Annotated in this window: 14 protein-coding genes; 9 read left to right on the top strand and 5 right to left on the bottom strand. The window is 51.4% G+C overall.

Translation table 11 applies throughout. The features are described from left to right. Positions 1-397 precede the first annotated feature (397 nt). The 6 genes from CRP01_RS40935 (at position 398) to CRP01_RS40910 (ending at position 6,170) form a co-directional block, all read left to right on the top strand. Positions 398-1,222, top strand: a complete 825-nt coding sequence (locus CRP01_RS40935; protein ID WP_099155907.1) for a DUF4349 domain-containing protein — start codon at positions 398-400, stop codon at positions 1,220-1,222. 16 nt (positions 1,223-1,238) lie between these two features. Beyond that, the gene (locus CRP01_RS40930; protein ID WP_099155906.1) at positions 1,239-2,159 is read left to right on the top strand and encodes a DUF6624 domain-containing protein; all 921 of its coding nucleotides are present in this window, start codon (positions 1,239-1,241) and stop codon (positions 2,157-2,159) included. Between the two features lie 225 nt (positions 2,160-2,384). After that, entirely contained in the window at positions 2,385-3,137 is a 753-nt protein-coding gene (locus CRP01_RS40925; RefSeq protein WP_099155905.1) for a metallophosphoesterase, read from the top strand. A gap of 83 nt (positions 3,138-3,220) precedes the next feature. Next, the gene (locus CRP01_RS40920) at positions 3,221-4,276 is read left to right on the top strand and encodes a flavin monoamine oxidase family protein (RefSeq protein ID WP_099155904.1); all 1,056 of its coding nucleotides are present in this window, start codon (positions 3,221-3,223) and stop codon (positions 4,274-4,276) included. Between the two features lie 76 nt (positions 4,277-4,352). Then, the gene (locus CRP01_RS40915; protein ID WP_099155903.1) at positions 4,353-5,147 is read left to right on the top strand and encodes a class I SAM-dependent methyltransferase; all 795 of its coding nucleotides are present in this window, start codon (positions 4,353-4,355) and stop codon (positions 5,145-5,147) included. Between the two features lie 231 nt (positions 5,148-5,378). Continuing rightward, complete coding sequence (locus tag CRP01_RS40910) at positions 5,379-6,170, top strand: DUF3050 domain-containing protein (protein ID WP_099155902.1); 792 nt, start codon at positions 5,379-5,381, stop codon at positions 6,168-6,170. A gap of 45 nt (positions 6,171-6,215) precedes the next feature. Here CRP01_RS40910 and CRP01_RS40905 read toward each other — a convergent pair whose 3' ends face one another. After that, complete coding sequence (locus CRP01_RS40905) at positions 6,216-7,307, bottom strand: PepSY-associated TM helix domain-containing protein (protein ID WP_099155901.1); 1,092 nt, start codon at positions 7,305-7,307, stop codon at positions 6,216-6,218. Between the two features lie 164 nt (positions 7,308-7,471). On the opposite strand from CRP01_RS40905, the gene CRP01_RS40900 reads away from it, so the two are divergent. Beyond that, on the top strand, positions 7,472-8,140 hold the full coding sequence (locus CRP01_RS40900; protein ID WP_099155900.1) for an MCP four helix bundle domain-containing protein: 669 nt from the start codon (positions 7,472-7,474) through the stop codon (positions 8,138-8,140). A 36-nt stretch (positions 8,141-8,176) separates the two neighbouring features. Here CRP01_RS40900 and CRP01_RS40895 read toward each other — a convergent pair whose 3' ends face one another. Beyond that, positions 8,177-10,480 (bottom strand): FdhF/YdeP family oxidoreductase, encoded by a 2,304-nt coding sequence (locus CRP01_RS40895; RefSeq protein ID WP_099155899.1) that lies wholly within the window; start codon positions 10,478-10,480, stop codon positions 8,177-8,179. Between the two features lie 269 nt (positions 10,481-10,749). Between CRP01_RS40895 and CRP01_RS40890 the strand changes: the two genes are divergently transcribed. Beyond that, positions 10,750-11,778, top strand: a complete 1,029-nt coding sequence (locus tag CRP01_RS40890; RefSeq protein WP_099155898.1) for a T9SS type A sorting domain-containing protein — start codon at positions 10,750-10,752, stop codon at positions 11,776-11,778. 60 nt (positions 11,779-11,838) lie between these two features. Here CRP01_RS40890 and CRP01_RS40885 read toward each other — a convergent pair whose 3' ends face one another. The 3 genes from CRP01_RS40885 to CRP01_RS40875 all read right to left on the bottom strand — a co-directional run bounded on the left by CRP01_RS40885 (position 11,839) and on the right by CRP01_RS40875 (position 15,327). Further along, positions 11,839-13,038, bottom strand: coding sequence for a hypothetical protein (locus CRP01_RS40885; protein ID WP_099155897.1), 1,200 nt, complete (start codon positions 13,036-13,038; stop codon positions 11,839-11,841). A 349-nt stretch (positions 13,039-13,387) separates the two neighbouring features. Next, positions 13,388-14,200 (bottom strand): type 1 glutamine amidotransferase, encoded by an 813-nt coding sequence (locus CRP01_RS40880; protein ID WP_233752846.1) that lies wholly within the window; start codon positions 14,198-14,200, stop codon positions 13,388-13,390. Positions 14,201-14,334: 134 nt separating this feature from the next. Further along, positions 14,335-15,327 carry an ATP-grasp domain-containing protein gene (locus CRP01_RS40875; protein ID WP_099155896.1) on the bottom strand — a complete coding sequence of 331 codons (993 nt, stop codon included), beginning with the start codon at positions 15,325-15,327 and terminating at the stop codon, positions 14,335-14,337. 261 nt (positions 15,328-15,588) lie between these two features. Here CRP01_RS40875 and CRP01_RS40870 point away from each other — a divergent pair, with 261 nt between their 5' ends. Next, the gene (locus tag CRP01_RS40870) at positions 15,589-16,449 is read left to right on the top strand and encodes an alpha/beta hydrolase (protein ID WP_099155895.1); all 861 of its coding nucleotides are present in this window, start codon (positions 15,589-15,591) and stop codon (positions 16,447-16,449) included. Positions 16,450-16,570 lie beyond the last annotated feature (121 nt).

Below are 16,570 nucleotides of genomic sequence, written 5' to 3'. Positions count from 1 at the left end.
TTAGCGGCAACATCCAATTATTGAATTGGTGTTTAGGCGCAAATAACTCGTGTCCCAGTGCGGTAGCAAACTAACATTATTTTCAATGAACTTTTTGACTCGTTACAAACATACGAGGCCGCAAAGCCGCAAAGTTTTACAATGACTTCTTTCGAGAAAATTTGCTGATGCAAATTCACTAACAAGCTTAGCGTTTTAGCGACTTTGCGGTGAAATTCAATCATTTTCTGGTTTTAATTATTAATGTTCCTCACTACCACAGGCGGAAAAAATTACAACAATTCACCCTGCATCAGGCACCAAAACCGGCTTAGGAGTAATCTTAGCCAAGGATAGTTGGTCCGGGCCCGGACTCAGATCAGGCTATTCCCGTGCCGGTGCAACCAAAATCAACCACATGAGAAACCTGGTTATTTTTTTGCTGATGATCTTTTCTGCCGCCTGTTCCGGCGAAGCGAACATGGAGCGGGCCCAAATGTCTATGGCCGCCGAGGATGCGGATTTTCAAGAAGAATCGGAGGCCCAGCATTTTTCCGATCAGAAGCCGCTGGAACCCGAAAGGAAACTGATCAAAACGGCGAATATCCGTTTTCAGGTAGAAGATCTGGAAAAGAGTACGGAAAAGATCAAAGCGCTTACCCAGGAGTATTCCGGTATCATCACCGGGATGTTTCAGAATAACAACCATTATTCCATCCGTAATAATTTGACCATTCGCGTACCGGCAGCCGATCTGGATCGCTTTCTGGATGCGGTGGAACTCGAATCGATATACACCGAGCAGAAAAGCATCACCGCCCAGGATGTGACCGAAGAGTTCCTGGATATCTCAACCCGGCTGGAAACCAAAAAGGCCGTTCGGGACCGCTACATCAGCATCTTGCGGGAGAAGGCACAATCGGTAAAGGATATCCTGGACGCCGAAGAAAAGATCCGCGTCATTCAGGAAGAGATCGAATCCATTGAAGGCCGCCTGAAATACATCAACAACCGCACCAGCCTCAGTACGGTCAATGTGGAGATCTACCAGGAGGTTGAGTACGAAGCGCCTCCCGTCGCGCACGGAAAATCTTTTTTTACCAAATTGAAAGACGGTTTCCTTAATGGATGGGACCTGATCCTCGATCTGGCCGTGGGTTTGGTGAGCATCTGGCCGATCCTGTTGATCCTGACGCTCATTCTCGTATTCCGCAAAAGAATCAAACTATTTAACCGTAAATAAAACCACACCGAAAAGTATGAGATTTTTTTTAGCGATCGCTTTTATCACGATGAGTTGGGCGCTGCAGGCCCAGGATTTTAACGCCCTTATTCAGGAGGGCGGCGAACTGTACAAACAGGAGCAGTACCTCGAATCCGCCGAAAAGTATTCGGCCGCTCTGGAATTAGAGGAAGGCAATTCCGGCCAGTATTACAATGCGGCCTGTTCGTGGGCGCTGGCGGGCAATGCCGATAAGGCCCTGGAATATTTACAGCTTTCCGCCGATAAGGGCTGGCATAATCTGAAACACATTCAATCGGACAAAGACCTGCAAAGCCTGCGTGAGAACGAAGCCTGGGCAAGTGTGCTGGATAAGGTCCAGGCCAACAAGGACGAATACGAAAAGGATTTCAACAAACCGCTCAAAGCACAACTGGAACAGATCTATGTGCGGGACCAGACGCTGCGCCAGTTGTACCGGGATGCCGAGGAGAAATTCGGTCGCGAATCGGACGAGATGAAATATTTCTGGGAACTGGTATCCGAACAGGATCGCCGCAATGAGGAGGAAGTCATGGCGATCATCGATGAGCACGGCTGGGTCGGCCGGAGCGAAGTGGGTGGTCAGGCGAATATGACCCTGTGGCTGGTGATCCAGCATGCTCCCCTGCCCACCCAGGAAAAATACCTGCCCCTGTTGGAGGCATCCGTTAAGCAGGGTGAATCGAGCGGCAGTCATCTGGCCCTTCTGGAAGACCGCATACTGATGCGTAACGATCAACCGCAGACTTACGGTTCCCAGATCCGGACGGACCCCGAAACCGGAGCCCAGTACGTTTACGAAGTACGCGAACCGGAATACGTCAATCAGCGACGGGCGGCGGTCGGTCTGGGGCCCATCGAGGATTACGTCAAACGCTGGGGGATCGAATGGACCGTTGAGCAAAAAGAAAAATAATAGCATAATATGGAATTGCCGGTCAATCCGGTCGGAGGGACCGGCAATTCCATTTAGCGATCTGTGCTGCTGCCGAAGCACAAATTTTTACGGGTAGTGAGATCCTTCCCCGGAATTCGTCGCACAAAACGCTCAGCCGATGGTTTCGAAAGGTGAAAGTCTTCATCCCGGATGGAGAAAGTATAACCGATCGGTCCGGATAAGAACTGAGGCTTTTGCGAATGGATGACAAACGGATCTACAATAAATAAGCCGGAAAACGGCAGAAGATACGCCGTGGGGGATATCCACGGTTGCGCCAAAACTTTCGAGGCCCTGCTCTGGGAAAAACTTTCCCTCCAAAAAAGCGATCAGCTTTTTCTGCTGGGAGACTATATCGATAAGGGACCGGACAACAAAAAAGTGCTGGATATCATTCTGGCGCTACAGGCCGAAGGCTATACCATCTTTGCGCTGAAGGGCAACCACGAATATTTTCTGGAAACCGATGTGGCTTACAGCCGGCAACCCGGCAACTGGCACAAACTAAATGACCTGCTGGAAGCGCAGGACCTGATCAATGCTGAAGGATCGATCGACCAGCGCTATCTGGATTTTGTGCACGACCTTCCCTATTATTTCATTTTGGATAACTACGTCCTGGTACATGCCGGTTTGAACTTCGACCAGCCGGACCCTTTCAGCGATACAGAAAGTATGCTCTACATCCGGGGCTACCGGGTGGATCGCAGCCGGATCGGCAACCGGATCATCGTACACGGGCACACTCCGATTGGCATAGACGAGATCCGATCGGGGCTGGACCGGCGGGAGCGAACCGGCACCATTAATCTGGACAATGGCTGTGTGTTTGATTATGCACCCGATCCGACCAAGACCGGCGACTTAGGCCGGCTGTGCGCACTGGATCTGGATGCCCTCGAACTGATCATCCAACCCTGCCTGGAAAAGAATTCCTCCGACCAGAATAAAGGATAAATAATGATCCGCCGGATAAAAAGGGCGGTGGGTTAAAACAAAAGATAGGCATTCGGGCTTTTTATGGTGGATAAAACACCAACATGAAAAAAGCAGATGTTCTCATCATCGGCGCCGGTCTTACGGGGCTTACCCTGGCCTACCTGCTCGCTAAAAGGGGCATTAAAGCGCTCTTGCTGGAAGCCCGCAACCGTCCCGGAGGGCGCATCCATACCCTTTATCATCCCAACGAAGCACCCCTGGAAATGGGAGCAACCTGGCTGGGTAAAAAGCATACCACGCTGATCGATCTGCTCCGGGAGCTCAATCTGCCGATCTTTCCCCAGGTACTGGGAACGCACGCCATCTACGAACCGATCTCCACCAGTCCACCGCAAACCGTTCAGTTGCCCCCCAATGATGAACCTAGTTATCGCATCGCCGGGGGTACTTCTGCTTTGATCCGGTCCCTGCTCGGCCAACTGGACGAATCACAGGTCGTTTACGGTCAGGCGGTGCGGGCCTTGCGGTTGGATGCTGACGGGGTACTGGTGCAGACCGCCGATGGCGAGTATCAGGCGCAAAAAATAGTCTCTACTTTGCCGCCCCATCTGTTGGTGCGATCCATTGCCATGGAACCGACTTTACCGGCAGACTTGCTGGAGATAGCTGGTAAGACCCATACCTGGATGGGCGAATCGATTAAAGTTGCACTCACTTACGAGGACCCCTTCTGGCGAAACGAGAAACGGAGCGGTACCATTTTCAGTAATGTGGGGCCAATACCGGAGATGTACGACCACGCCAATGTGGAAGACAATCTATACGCGCTGAAAGGGTTTTTCAACGGTGCTTACCACGCTACGGTCCGCGAACACCGTCTGGAACTCAGTTTGCAACAACTCCGGCGATATTACGGGAGCGCAGTGGATGGGTTTACCCGTTACGAAGAAACGGTCTGGCCGCACGAGCCGTTTACCTTTCGGGAATACAGCGGGCCCATATTGCCCCATCAGCACAACGGGCATGCCGTATTCCGGCAGTCATTCTGGGACGGTCGACTGATGATCGCCGGTTCCGAAACCGCCGCAGCTTTCCCGGGATATATGGACGGAGCGGTGAATAGTGCACATTTCGCCTTCGGAGCGCTGGATTTTTAAGGCCGCCCGCTATCATTGCTGCGGGGAAGCCGTTACCTTTGTATTTTCAATTGCCGTTCAGACCGCAAAGAATGCCATGAGTAAGAACCACGCCTACATCCACGGAGTACAGCCCGAAGAACAGGACCGGCTTCGCCTGCTGAATAAACTGACCAATCAATCCTTCATCGATTTTGTGCAGATCCACGATGGTGACCGGGTGCTGGAACTCGGCAGCGGCCTCGGTATTGTGGCCAATGCCATGGCGGCGGCCAACCGTTCCGGCCACGTAACGGGGGTGGAGTACGCCGCCGAGCAGATCGCCGGCTGTGAACAGGGAAAACCGAACCTGGAATTCATCCAGGGGGATGCCCACCACCTGCCTTTCGCGGAGAATAGCTTCGATGTGGTCTACGGCCGCTATGTGCTCGAACACCTGCAGGATCCACAGGGGGCGCTGCGGGAAGTATACCGGGTGCTGAAACCGGGAGGACGGGCCTATTTTCAAGAGAATACGATCTCTACCATGCGCATCTTCCCGGCGTGTCCGATCTTCGACCGGGTCTGGGCGATGTTTGTTCAACTGCAGGATCAACTCGGCGGCGATGCGGAGATCGGTGTGAAATTGTACCAATACATGAAGCGGGCCGGTTTTGCCAGTCCGGTACCTTCTTTTGCAGAAGAACTGCACTATCCGGAAAAAGGCACCCATCAGTACTGGCTGGACAATATCATCGGTAATGTGGAAAGTGGCCGCGAGCAATTGGCGGCGCTGGGACTGGCCTCATCCGCCGAGATCGACGCCGCCGTTCGCGAACTGGAAGCGGCTAAAGCGGACCCGGAAGCCAGCGTTTATTTTTGCTGGAACCGGATCGCCGGTGTGAAATCCTGATGATGCGGAATGGCCCCGGTAAATGGGGCTAAATACCATTTTTTTAATTTGATCATTCCCGGGAGATCCGTTTCGGCATCCATTCTTTTTCCTTCCTTTTCCCCGCTTGCGATATTACAAATCAATGACAGATAAGCCGGAACTCTATCCGACCTTCGCGGTTTGTTTTTTTATCCCTTACACTGAGATCAAACCATTTCACCAACCAACATTCATTTAAATCTGCAATAGATGGAACGGATCGAATTTATTGAAAAGGAAATTCAGGAACTAAGGGATCAACTGACCGGGCACCGGGTCTACGAATTGCTTTCTGACGTTGAGGATATTAAATTGTTCATGGAAAAGCACGTTTACGCCGTCTGGGATTTTATGTCCCTACTGAAGGCCCTGCAACTGCGGCTGACCTGTATGAGTCTGCCCTGGAAACCGGCAGCCAATCCGGCCCTGGCGCGCTTTATTAATGAGATCGTCCTGGGGGAGGAAAGCGATGTGAACGAACGGGGCGAACCCCGGAGCCACTACGAGATGTATCTGGATGCCATGGACGAAGTAGGAGCGGACACCAGCGCCATCACCCGCTTCCTGAACGAAGTGAATGAACTGGAAGATATAAAAACGGCATCAGAAAAATTGGGCCTGGAAGACGCCGAGCGGCAGTTTGTACGTTTCACTTTTGATACCATTGCCACCGGGCAGCCCCATCTGATCGCCTCCGCCTTTACTTTCGGGCGCGAAGACCTCATTCCCGACATGTTTATTGAGATCATTAAACAGTCCGAGCGGGAGAACAACACTATGACTTTCGAAAAATTGACTTACTACCTCAATCGCCATATAGAATTGGATGGAGATGAGCACGGCCCCCTTTCCCTGAAAATGATCCGGGAACTGTGCGGAGACGATGATCGGAAATGGGCCGAAACGCTGGAGGTAGCCCAGCAGGCATTACAGCGGCGCATTGAACTGTGGGACGGAATTGCCGAAAGTATCGAACGAAAAGCAGTCTGCCAGCCGGCGTAATGTCCGGCTTTAGCGGGTACCAGAACTATTCACTTGGAACTCAACTTACCGTTTGCGTTTTCCACGCCAGACCAGAAAGCCGGTAATCGGCAATGAGGCAGCAATTAAGGACGCAAAAAAGACCAGTAACCGTCCAGGGAGTCCCAATATAGTTCCGAAGTGAATATCATAAACCAGTCCGTTGATCTTGTGATACGGGCTGGTTTTTTCGTGTAAGCCTCCCTGGAAATTTCCCGTGAGCGGACGCCCGCTATACCGGTCGAAGAAATACTGATCCACCTGGGAGACCAAGGCATTGGACCGGTTGAGGGTCACTCGTACCGGCTCGTCGTCCTGGTGCGGATTACTGATGCGCAGGGTCCGGTCCGGATGTTGTTGATGCATCTCCCGAAACAGGCTATCCAGCAGGGCAAACTGGTCAAAACCTTCGGTTGATCGATTCGGCCTGGACAGTGGTTTTTCGTATTCGATCTGGTCTTCGCCCGTCAGTGACTTCAAACCGTCGCGTACCACTTCAAAGCCCCAGAAAATACCGGTCAGGATACAGAAGATAACCACCCAGGTAGCGTAAAAACCCAGTACGTTGTGCAGGTCGTAGTTGAGTTTGAAGGGAGAAGCATTCCACTTGATGCGTAGCCGGTTCTTCCGGTCTTTTTTGTTAACCGGCCACCACAGTACCAGTCCGGTGATGGTCATCACGAGGAACAACAGGGTTACCCAATGGACGATCTTGCGACCTACCGGCCCCAGAATGAGGTTCCGGTGGAGAAACTTCAGGTAGTTCAGCCACCCGGTGTTCATATCCTGAATGTGGAGCAACTCGCCGGTATAGGGGTCGAGGTTGGCGTGATAATAGGTGCCGTTTCCGTAGAGCAGGACCTGAAAGGCTGTGGAACGATCCCGGTAAAAGGCCGTCCTGAAATCTCCGGATGGAAATTCGCGGTCGATCGTGGCTTTGAGGTCGGAAATATCAACGAGATCCCCTTCCCGGGCTTCGACCGCTTCGTGGTAAATGATCCGGCTGATCTCCGGAGCCCAGGTATACAAAGCGCCGGAAAAGGCAACGATAAAGAAAAGAATACCGAGCACCAGGCCGATCCACAAATGGACCTGTCCGAGAAAAGATTTGATTTTCATGAATCCCGATTTGTAAATCGACGTAGGTTAAAGGGCGGAGTAGTGATCAAATATAGCAAAAACTGTTACGGACCAATGCTGTATTGATATTTTTGAAAATTATTTTACCCAGTGTGGAGCGGACAAAGCTTATATTTGTATGCAATCATCAATAACGAGTTTACATGAAGTGGACCTACAGCATCAAAAATAAATCGACGGCAGCCATTCTTCTGGCCATTATTCTTGGTCTGACCATGTTGACCAATCTGCTGGAAAGAAAGCGATTCAAGGAGCTGGAGGAATCTTTCACTTCTATTTACGAAGATCGCCTGCTGGCGGAGAATTATCTATTCCATATGTATGATAACCTCAAAAAGAAGCAGGATCTTTTTGAGCTGGCGGCTCAGAAAGGGGTTTGTCATACCATCAATGCGGACCTGAACGTCTATCGTCAGGAACGCGGAGCACTGATCGAAAAATACGAGCAAACCTATCTCACCGACGAAGAAGACGGTAAGTTTAATGACCTTAAAGTTGCTCTTAACCAAATCGATGAACTGGAAGAAAAGATCTCCGATATGGAGGCGGAAGCGCAGATCCCACAGGATCTGATCCGGAAGCACGACGAGATCACCATTGATGCCTTTACCACCCTTTCGGCTTTATCCGATATCCAGACGGCAGAAGGGGAATTGCTGCGTAATAAATCCAAGCAGATCATCCTGGGAAGTGTTTCCATCTCCCATTTTGAAATGACCATTCTGATCGTGATCGCCATCATTATCCAGGCACTGGTCTTTTCCTCCAGCACACTGTTGGTGAAAAAGAATCAGCGGGCGGAACTCAACTAAAGAGCCGCTGCGGATGCCAGAAACGGATCAGTCCGCTCAGGCTTCCACCCGGACCAATACTCTTTTTGAAGCCGGTGTCTTACTGTACTTGTCGTGACTATCGATCGGAACGAGCACGTTCATTTCCGGAAAATAGGCGGCAAACGCTCCCTGCGGAATATCGTAAGGCACTACCGACATTCCCTCCAACCGACGCATTTTTCCATCACTGTCGTTGATCAGCGTGATCTGCTGGCTTTCCTTCAGGCCCAGGGCAGTCATGTCTTCCCGGTTCATAAAAACGACATGGCGGCTGTTTTTAATTCCCCGGTAGCGGTCGTTCAGTCCGTACAGCGTGGTGTTAAACTGATCGTGACTCCGCAGACTGGTGAGCATAAAATAGCCATCGGGTATAGCGCGACCGGGCACTTCATTGACGGTGAACTTGGCTTTCCCGGTATCGGTATGGAATTCCCGCACCCGGGCACCGTTGGGCAAATAGAATCCACCTGGTTCCCGCACGCGCTCGTTGTAATCATCAAAACCGGAAACGGTTTGTTGGATGGCATGGCGGATATTATCGTAGTTGTGGCGCATGGCGGCCCAATCTACTTTGCTCGAACTGCCGAGGGTCGCTTCGGCCAGTCGGGATATGATCGCCGGTTCGCTGAGCAGATTGTTGGAGCAGGGTTCCAGGATCCCTTTGCTCATCTGAACGACTCCCGTACTGTTTTCGGTACTGACGAATTGTTCTCCTTCCTCCTGATTATCCAATTCGGTCCGTCCGAGACAGGGCAGGATCAGGGCCGTTTTGCCACCTACCAGGTGGTTGCGGTTGAGTTTGGTGGAGATGATGGCCGTGAGCGCGCATTGCCGCATGCCTTCGGCACAGAGTTCGGTGTCCGGAGTCGCTTTCAGGAAGTTACCTCCCAGCGAAAAGAATACCCTGACTTTGCCTTCCGCCATCGCTTTGACCGCGTCGACCGAGGCATAACCATTTTCCCGGGGCGGTTGAAAACCGAAGTGGGCTTCGAGCTTATCCATTAGCTCGGGTTTAACTTTGTCCCAGACGCCTACGGTGCGGTCTCCCTGCACATTGCTGTGACCCCGAACCGGACAGGTGCCGGCTCCCGGTTTGCCGATAGCGCCCTTCAACAACAGTAGATTTACGATCTCCTGTACGTTTTCCGAACCGTTCTCGTGCTGGGTAATGCCCATGGCCCAGCAGATGACGATCTTTTCCGACCGGAGCAGCATATCGGCTGCCTCAAGGATATCCTTGCGGGCTACGCCGCAGGCTTCGACCAGCGTCGTGAAATCGTATTTACTGAGTGACTGGATAAAGTTCTCGTATCCTTCGGTATACTCCTGGATGAAATCCCAGTCGAAAACCGTACCCGGATTATTTTTTTCCTTGTGCCAGAGTTGCAGCATCAGCGCTTTCAACAGGGCAATGTCTCCGTTGATCTGCACGGGCAGGTACAGGTCGCTGAGCGTTGTACCGCGACTCAGGATCTTACCGGGCCGCTGGGGATTGATGAAATTCATCAGTCCGGCTTCCGGCAGCGGGTTCACCGCGATGATCTTGCCGCCGTTCTCCTTGCATTTTTCCAGGGCCGACATCATCCGCGGATGATTGGTGCCGGGGTTCTGGCCAATGATCATGATCAGTTCCGCTTCGTGCAGGTCCTGCAGCGTTACCGAGCCTTTACCGATACCCAGCGTTTTGGACAGGGCATAACCGGTACTTTCGTGGCACATATTGGAACAATCCGGCAGGTTGTTGGTGCCGAATTCCCGCGCAAATAACTGGAACAGATAAGCGGCTTCGTTGCTCGCCCGTCCGGAAGTGTAAAAAACGGCTTCGTCGGGACTATTCTGGGCCCGTAGTTCCGCTCCGATCAGTGCGAAGGCTTCGTCCCAACTAATGGGTTCATAGTGAGTAGCGCCTTCCCGCAGGATCATCGGCTCGGCGATCCGTCCGGCTTTTCCGAGCTGGAAATCCGTCCAGGTCGACAGTTCTTCCACGCTGTGTTGGGCGAAGAAGTTGCTGTCGATGGTGTTTTTTTGGGCCTCTTCGGCAATGGCCTTCAACCCGTTCTCGCAGTATTCGAAATAGTTGGATCGATCGTGATCGGGGTCCGGCCAGGCGCAGCCCGGGCAGTCGATGCCCAGTTTTTGGTTGAGTTTCAGGGAAGTCCTCAGCCCTTCCATGGGCTTCATATAGGTGACCACGTCCTTCAGACCGGCTACCACTCCGGGTATGCCGGCCGCTTTCTGGCTGATATCGGTGATCTTGAGATTTTCGTTTTCGTGGGGACTTAAAGCAGAAGTTTCCGGATTTTTATCTGGCGCAGGCATAAGTAGATTATTTTATTCAAAACAGCAAACAGGGGGACATGTTCATGAGAAGATGCGCGTCTCAGCAGGTAGCATCCTACCGGTATTGATTTTCAATTACAGCATACGTTCCATGTCCGGTTTTAGATGCAAAATGATGACTTTTTTGCAAAACAGTGAACATATTCTTAGCAATTTCGCATTTTATTTGAATTAGAATTAAAATTCAGATACTTTAAGCTTATTCCTTATGATAACGTTTCACTAATAACTTTAAAACCTTATTCCAAATGACAAAGCAATCTACACCATTGGTACTTTTACTGCTGTGCTTTACGGTAAGCCTTTTTGCCCAGCAGAAACAGTACAACCCACAAGCTATTCGAAACATCCAATTTACCGAAAGAACCGGCTCCGAAGTATTGGAAGAACGAGTCGAAACGGACACGCTCCTGCCTTCAATTTTTTATACAGACGAATGCGCTTTCGATCAGGCCGCTTACGGACTGGGTGACCTCTGGGGAACCGTCGGCGGTATGAATGAATACGGCGATATGGAAAAAGCCCAGTTGATTGAAAACATTACCAATACCTCCATTTCCATCACGGATGTGATCGTTTGGTTTAACAGCGTCGGTATTGTCGATAACGGCAATTTGCGGATTAAGGTATATTCGGTAAACGAAGCGGATGGAAGTCCGGATATGTTGCTGGGGCAAAGCGATGACATCGCCGCGAATCAGATCATGGTGAACGATACCTTTATCCTGGACACCTCCATTCCCTTTTCCACTCCGGTTACGGTAGATGCGTCCTCCTTTTTTCTGAGTGTGGACTTTTCGGATCTCTACGGCACCATGGACACGGTTGATATTCTGCACACGGCAGACGATTGCGGCTCGGGCGCAGAGGCTTACGAACTGTGGGATGACGGTACCTGGATATCCATGCGGGATGCCTGGTCTTCCGATACAGAGGACTTTGATATGAACTTTTCCATCTTCGCAGTGGTAGAATTCGATCCGGTTTTGGCCGTCAAAGATCCTTTTTACCAGCAGGGACATCTGCGGCTGCATCCGGCAACACCGAACCCCTCCCGCGAAACGGTGCGTCTGAATTACGAACTGGAAAAAACGAGTCAGGTGCAGATCGATATCTTTAGTCCCGACGGTCGACGGATCGAGCAACGGCAACTTGGTATACTTCCCAACGGATCTTATACGGAAGATGTGGAATTGTCGAATTTCCCGGCGGGTTCTTACATCTATTCGATCATGACGGATGAAGCCAGAGTGGTCAGTCGCTTCATCGTGAACTGATAAACAGACCAAATACCTAGAGCGGGGCGGTAGTGGAGATCCATTATCGCCCCGCTGTAATTAAAGGATACTACCGTCAAAGAAGCCGACACTTCCACCTACCCAATCTTTATCCTTGTTGTAGCGAACGCCCACCATTTCGCCCTTACTGATGCGAATGAGGTTGTTGATGAGATGGGGCCGGGCCGCACCGGGTTCCCAGAGCAGCATGATCCGCACTTCACATTTTGCCGGTCCGCTCGGCGTTTCGATCACCGGAGCGTAGGAGACTTTTCTTTGCAGGATATAATTTTCCGGGTCCTTGATGCTGTCTACATCAAAGCGGTTGAGATTGATAATGACGCCCGTACCGGCAAAAGAGAACAGTGGCTTGAGTACATAATTTTCCAGGTCGGGCGGTGTGGTTTCCAATTCATTCAAATAGAAGGAACGGGGTACATACCGGCTCCGCAGCAAGGGTAAAGTATGTTTGCTGATCCGGAAAAACCAGTTGGGGTGTCCGATCCACTGGGCGCTGGTCCCTTCGGTCAGGTAGAACTGCCGGGGCAGATCATCCCGTTTGATAAGCTCGTCGAAAATGACGCGATTGTAGATCTTCTCCACGCCGATCTTCCGGCCGTCTTTTTCGTAGTACAGATCTCTGCCTTCCTTGATCAGTTCGCTGATGCAGACCGGCCGGACACCGATGGCCCGTTCGGTAGCGATGAAGTCGATGGCGGTCGTCTGTTTTTCCGGCTCTACTTCCAGGAGGATCACATTTTCCGGATCGCTGTCCCCGACGATGGTACGGCGCAGCCGTTCTACGTACGCGTCTGAATCGAGTCCGTCAAACAAATGGGTATAACCCGCCGGGATGTCGTAGTATCTTCGAAAGGTCTTGGACAGGGCATCCTGGAAAAAATATAAGGAAGGAAAGCCCTGAGCTTCGATCAGTTGGGGGTGGAAACTTCCCTGGCCGTCATCGCAGATCCCAAAGTCAAACTGCAAAAAAGTAGGATGGTCCGTTTCGTCCGGCACCGTCTGGCCCGTCAGCAAAGCCCTTTCGGATTTTTCCTTAAAATCCGTACGTACGATCACGTCCACCAGTTCCTCACAGGCTTCCTGCAATTGCTTGACCAGGTAATCCGGCAGAAATACCGGCGTTTCGGCGATACGGAAAGGAGGGCGGTGGTCAAATTGATTGGAGATATCTTCCAGCATGGCGCTGTAGGTATCCGCCCGAAAGTTGGTGTTGAAGGCCTGACGTAGTGCTTTGATCATTTGATGGTTCGATTCAGTGTTGCTGTAATGTAGGAATACTGCGTCTGCGGATAGAGCAAGGTAGCCGGGTGCCGTACACCCGGACCGCTTCCATATTCTGAATTTGCCCGCAGTCGGGAAAGATACTCCACTTTACAGACAAAATCGGGCAGGGGCATCAATCAAAAAACAAAATATTTCTGCCCCTGGCCTATAAGTTACGAAAACCGTATCGGTCTGTTGTCCGTATTTCTATTGCTTTGGTTTGTCCACAGCAAATTCCTGGTTTCTTACAACTGACACCTCACTTACCCATTCGATCCAACGGGGATCCGGAGCGGTAAGGAAAAGAAACCATCAAACCGGATCGTTACGCCAGCACCGCCTGACGGCCGATCGCCTGTAGCGAACGCCGGATAAAGGACGGTAGAATGATATCGTGCGTCATCGGAATTTTATCCTCATCGTTCAGGTGATCGATCATATCCTGGTATTTTTCCAGGCCGTGTTCATCGATAACCACATCCCGGCGTTCGGGATGCTGAAAGTGGTCGATCATCCCTTCCGGGTCCGCTTCCGGGTGGAATTGCACCCCGAGCATCTCCGGCGAGAACCGAATGGCCATTACCGCTCTTTCCAGCGGAATATGCGGTCTTTCCTTTTCAATGGCCAAAATGGAAGCTCCCATTTTGAAGAATCGCTCCCGGTTGGGTTGTACCACCTGCCAGTGGCGGAAATCAGCGGCGTAGAACGGGTTGTTCAGCCCCTGGAACAGTGGTTCCTGCAGGCCGGTACGGGTAAGATGCACCGGGAAAGTCCCAAAAGACATGGACCGGCGACGGATCACCTGGGCCAGGTCGAAATGGTGTACGGCCATCTGAAACGAGTGGCAGATGAAGAATACGAATTTCCGGGGATTATCCGGATTTTTATTCCAATCCCAAACGGAATCGAGCCAGTTGAAATATTTATTATCCCAGTGACCGTCTCCGTCCAGCGGACTGCCCGGACCACCGGTAGAAATAAAAAGGTCATACGTGAGGTCCGGTACTTCGGCTTTTCCCCTGACGTCAAAAACCCGCCACTCCAACTCGGTATCGAACCGGGATACGATCTCCTGGATACACCGCATTCCCTGATTCGGCTCTCCATCGTACAGATCCAATATGGCTAATCTTGTCATTAATCCTGATTATCTTCTCAAAGTAGTTAACGGTCAGAAACCGGTCGGTCACCCTGGATATTCCATTGGGGATTCCCGGTACGGGTACAATGCCCCCTATACCGTCAGATCGGTCTGACCCAAAGTCTTTACGGTTAGGATTTTTTGGTGCTTCTTTTACGGGTAGTTTTAGCTTTAGGTTTCGCCGGAGCGCTCACGGCATCCTTAATAAAGGTACCCCAGGTGAGGTTGTCTTTGCCGGGCTCGTGGGCCTGGGCGCGTTCAATGGCGTAATTGGCGGCCGTCTCTACGACCCATTCAAAATTGTCCTTACCCACGGACGTGAGTTCCGCATCCGGAGCCGGATTGCAGAAATCGATCGCGATGGGAATACCGTCCCTTACGGCGAACTCCACGGTATTGAAATCGTATCCAAGGCCGTGGTTGAGCCGCAGTACGTAATCTTCCATGGTTTTGATCAGCGAATCCGGCACGTCAAAATTCGCAGCATAGCGCAGATGGTGCGGATTGCGTGGCTCGTAGTGCATGATCCGTACATATTTACCACCGATGCAGTAACAGCGGAAGTAAGAATCAAAATCGATCGCTTCCTGCAGCATCATGACCAGCCGACCGGTTTCACCCAGTTTGTCAAACAGGTCCGAAGCGCTGTTGAGCTTGTATACATTTTTCCAGCCACCGCCCGCATGGGGCTTCATAAAGGCCGGAAATCCGACATATTCAAAAATTCCATCCCAGTCCAGCGGAAATGCCAGATTGGAAAAAGAGTCCGAGGTCGTATCCTCCGGATGTTCTTTAGACGGCAACAGTACCGTCTTAGGTACAGGTACGCCCACTTTGAGGGCGAGCGCATTGTTGAAAAACTTCTCATCCGCACTCCACCAGAACGGATTATTGATCACGGCGGTACCGGTGCTGGCGGCATTCTTCAGATAGGCCCGGTAAAAGGGCACATCCTGGGAGATCCGGTCGATGATCACCGCGTATTCATCCGATTGGCCCTGGGCAACTTTTTCGATCTTGACCGGTTCGGCCATTATGCCGTCGATGCCCTTTGAGTTTACACGTTCTACAAAGGCGTTGGGAAAAGAACGTTCGCGGCCAAATAGGATTCCGATTTTCTTCATGGTGTTGTGCGGTTTTTATTTATTCTTCAGTTGCTTTGCAACCTGCTTCCATTAATGATCACTGGTCGATTACCCGATGGGCAGTTGACAAAATAGGAATTGTCAACGGCATTATTAAAACTTGCATCCGCAATTTTTCGGGATCCGATAATTTGGTGGAAGGAGGAGGAATATTCAGTCGGGAAGACTAAAACAACCGCAAAGGTAATATGTTTCGCGCTAAGAAATTTAATTTTGCGGCATAAAGTACCTACTTGATCCATGCGGCTTTTCAATAAATCCATCCATGATCTTTTCCGGCAGCGAACGAAAATTCGACTGGCCCCTTCAATCGAGATCCAGCGACTGGAAAATTTTCCGTCCAGATTTCTGGAGCGATCGGTAGGGATCGAGGTCTATCTGCCTCCCGGTCACTTCAGCGAACCGGCGGCTGCGGGCTACCCCTACGTCATCTTTAACGACGGGCAGGATCTGGAAGCCGTTCAGCTGGTCCCGACGCTCGAGCGACTCTGGCGCATGGGCCGCCTGCCCCATTTGATCGCCGTAGGGGTCTACGCCGGTGATCGCATGCAGGAATTCGGAACGGCCCACCAGCCGGATTACCAGCAGCGGGGATCGCGGGCCAGTGCTTACGCGCAGTTCATCACCCTCGAATTGTTGCCGATGCTGCAGCAGCGCTATCATCTGTCTTCGGAAATGACGGATGCGGCCATTGCGGGCTTTTCCCTCGGCGGATTGTCCGCGCTGGATATCGCCTGGCAGTATCCTCAGGTTTTTTCTAAGGTAGGCGTGTTTTCCGGCTCCCTCTGGTGGCGTTCGGCAGCTTTTCGGCCCGAGGATCCGGATGCAGATCGCATCGCCCACCGGATGATCGCCCAGGGGCCTTACCGGGTGGATATGAAATTCTGGCTCCAAACGGGTACCAATGATGAAACGGATGACCGCAATAACAATGGCATCATTGACAGCATAGACGATACGCTGGACCTGATCACCGAACTGGAGGGCGTGGGCTATCGTCAGGGCCGGGATATCCGCTATGTGGAAGTGGAAGATGGTGAACATAATCCCCGCACCTGGGGGCAGGCGATGCCGGATTTTCTGCAGTGGGTGTTTTCGTGAGAGGGAGTACCGATAATTGCAAAAGGCTTCGGATCAAACGTTAAGAGAAAAGAAAGAACTCTTACACAAAAATCCGAAGCCATGAAATCAGAACAAAGATCAGAAGAAATCTTCAAAGGAA

It is taken from the genome of Flavilitoribacter nigricans DSM 23189 = NBRC 102662, assembly GCF_002646595.1.
In the GTDB taxonomy this organism is placed as follows: domain Bacteria; phylum Bacteroidota; class Bacteroidia; order Chitinophagales; family Saprospiraceae; genus Flavilitoribacter; species Flavilitoribacter nigricans.
This window is presented reverse-complemented; position numbering and strand designations above follow the sequence as displayed.

Bases quoted from the DNA above. Each gene is read 5' to 3' on its own strand.
- CRP01_RS40895 (WP_099155899.1), bottom strand. From the start codon at position 10,480: ATGCCTGCGCCAGATAAAAATCCGGAAACTTCTGCTTTAAGTCCCCAC.
- CRP01_RS40900 (WP_099155900.1), top strand. From the start codon at position 7,472: ATGAAGTGGACCTACAGCATCAAAAATAAATCGACGGCAGCCATTCTT.
- CRP01_RS40885 (WP_099155897.1), bottom strand. From the start codon at position 13,038: ATGATCAAAGCACTACGTCAGGCCTTCAACACCAACTTTCGGGCGGAT.
- CRP01_RS40880 (WP_233752846.1), bottom strand. From the start codon at position 14,200: ATGACAAGATTAGCCATATTGGATCTGTACGATGGAGAGCCGAATCAG.
- CRP01_RS40935 (WP_099155907.1), top strand. From the start codon at position 398: ATGAGAAACCTGGTTATTTTTTTGCTGATGATCTTTTCTGCCGCCTGT.
- CRP01_RS40930 (WP_099155906.1), top strand. From the start codon at position 1,239: ATGAGATTTTTTTTAGCGATCGCTTTTATCACGATGAGTTGGGCGCTG.
- CRP01_RS40905 (WP_099155901.1), bottom strand. From the start codon at position 7,307: ATGAAAATCAAATCTTTTCTCGGACAGGTCCATTTGTGGATCGGCCTG.
- CRP01_RS40920 (WP_099155904.1), top strand. From the start codon at position 3,221: ATGAAAAAAGCAGATGTTCTCATCATCGGCGCCGGTCTTACGGGGCTT.
- CRP01_RS40875 (WP_099155896.1), bottom strand. From the start codon at position 15,327: ATGAAGAAAATCGGAATCCTATTTGGCCGCGAACGTTCTTTTCCCAAC.
- CRP01_RS40870 (WP_099155895.1), top strand. From the start codon at position 15,589: ATGCGGCTTTTCAATAAATCCATCCATGATCTTTTCCGGCAGCGAACG.
- CRP01_RS40915 (WP_099155903.1), top strand. From the start codon at position 4,353: ATGAGTAAGAACCACGCCTACATCCACGGAGTACAGCCCGAAGAACAG.
- CRP01_RS40910 (WP_099155902.1), top strand. From the start codon at position 5,379: ATGGAACGGATCGAATTTATTGAAAAGGAAATTCAGGAACTAAGGGAT.
- CRP01_RS40890 (WP_099155898.1), top strand. From the start codon at position 10,750: ATGACAAAGCAATCTACACCATTGGTACTTTTACTGCTGTGCTTTACG.
- CRP01_RS40925 (WP_099155905.1), top strand. From the start codon at position 2,385: ATGACAAACGGATCTACAATAAATAAGCCGGAAAACGGCAGAAGATAC.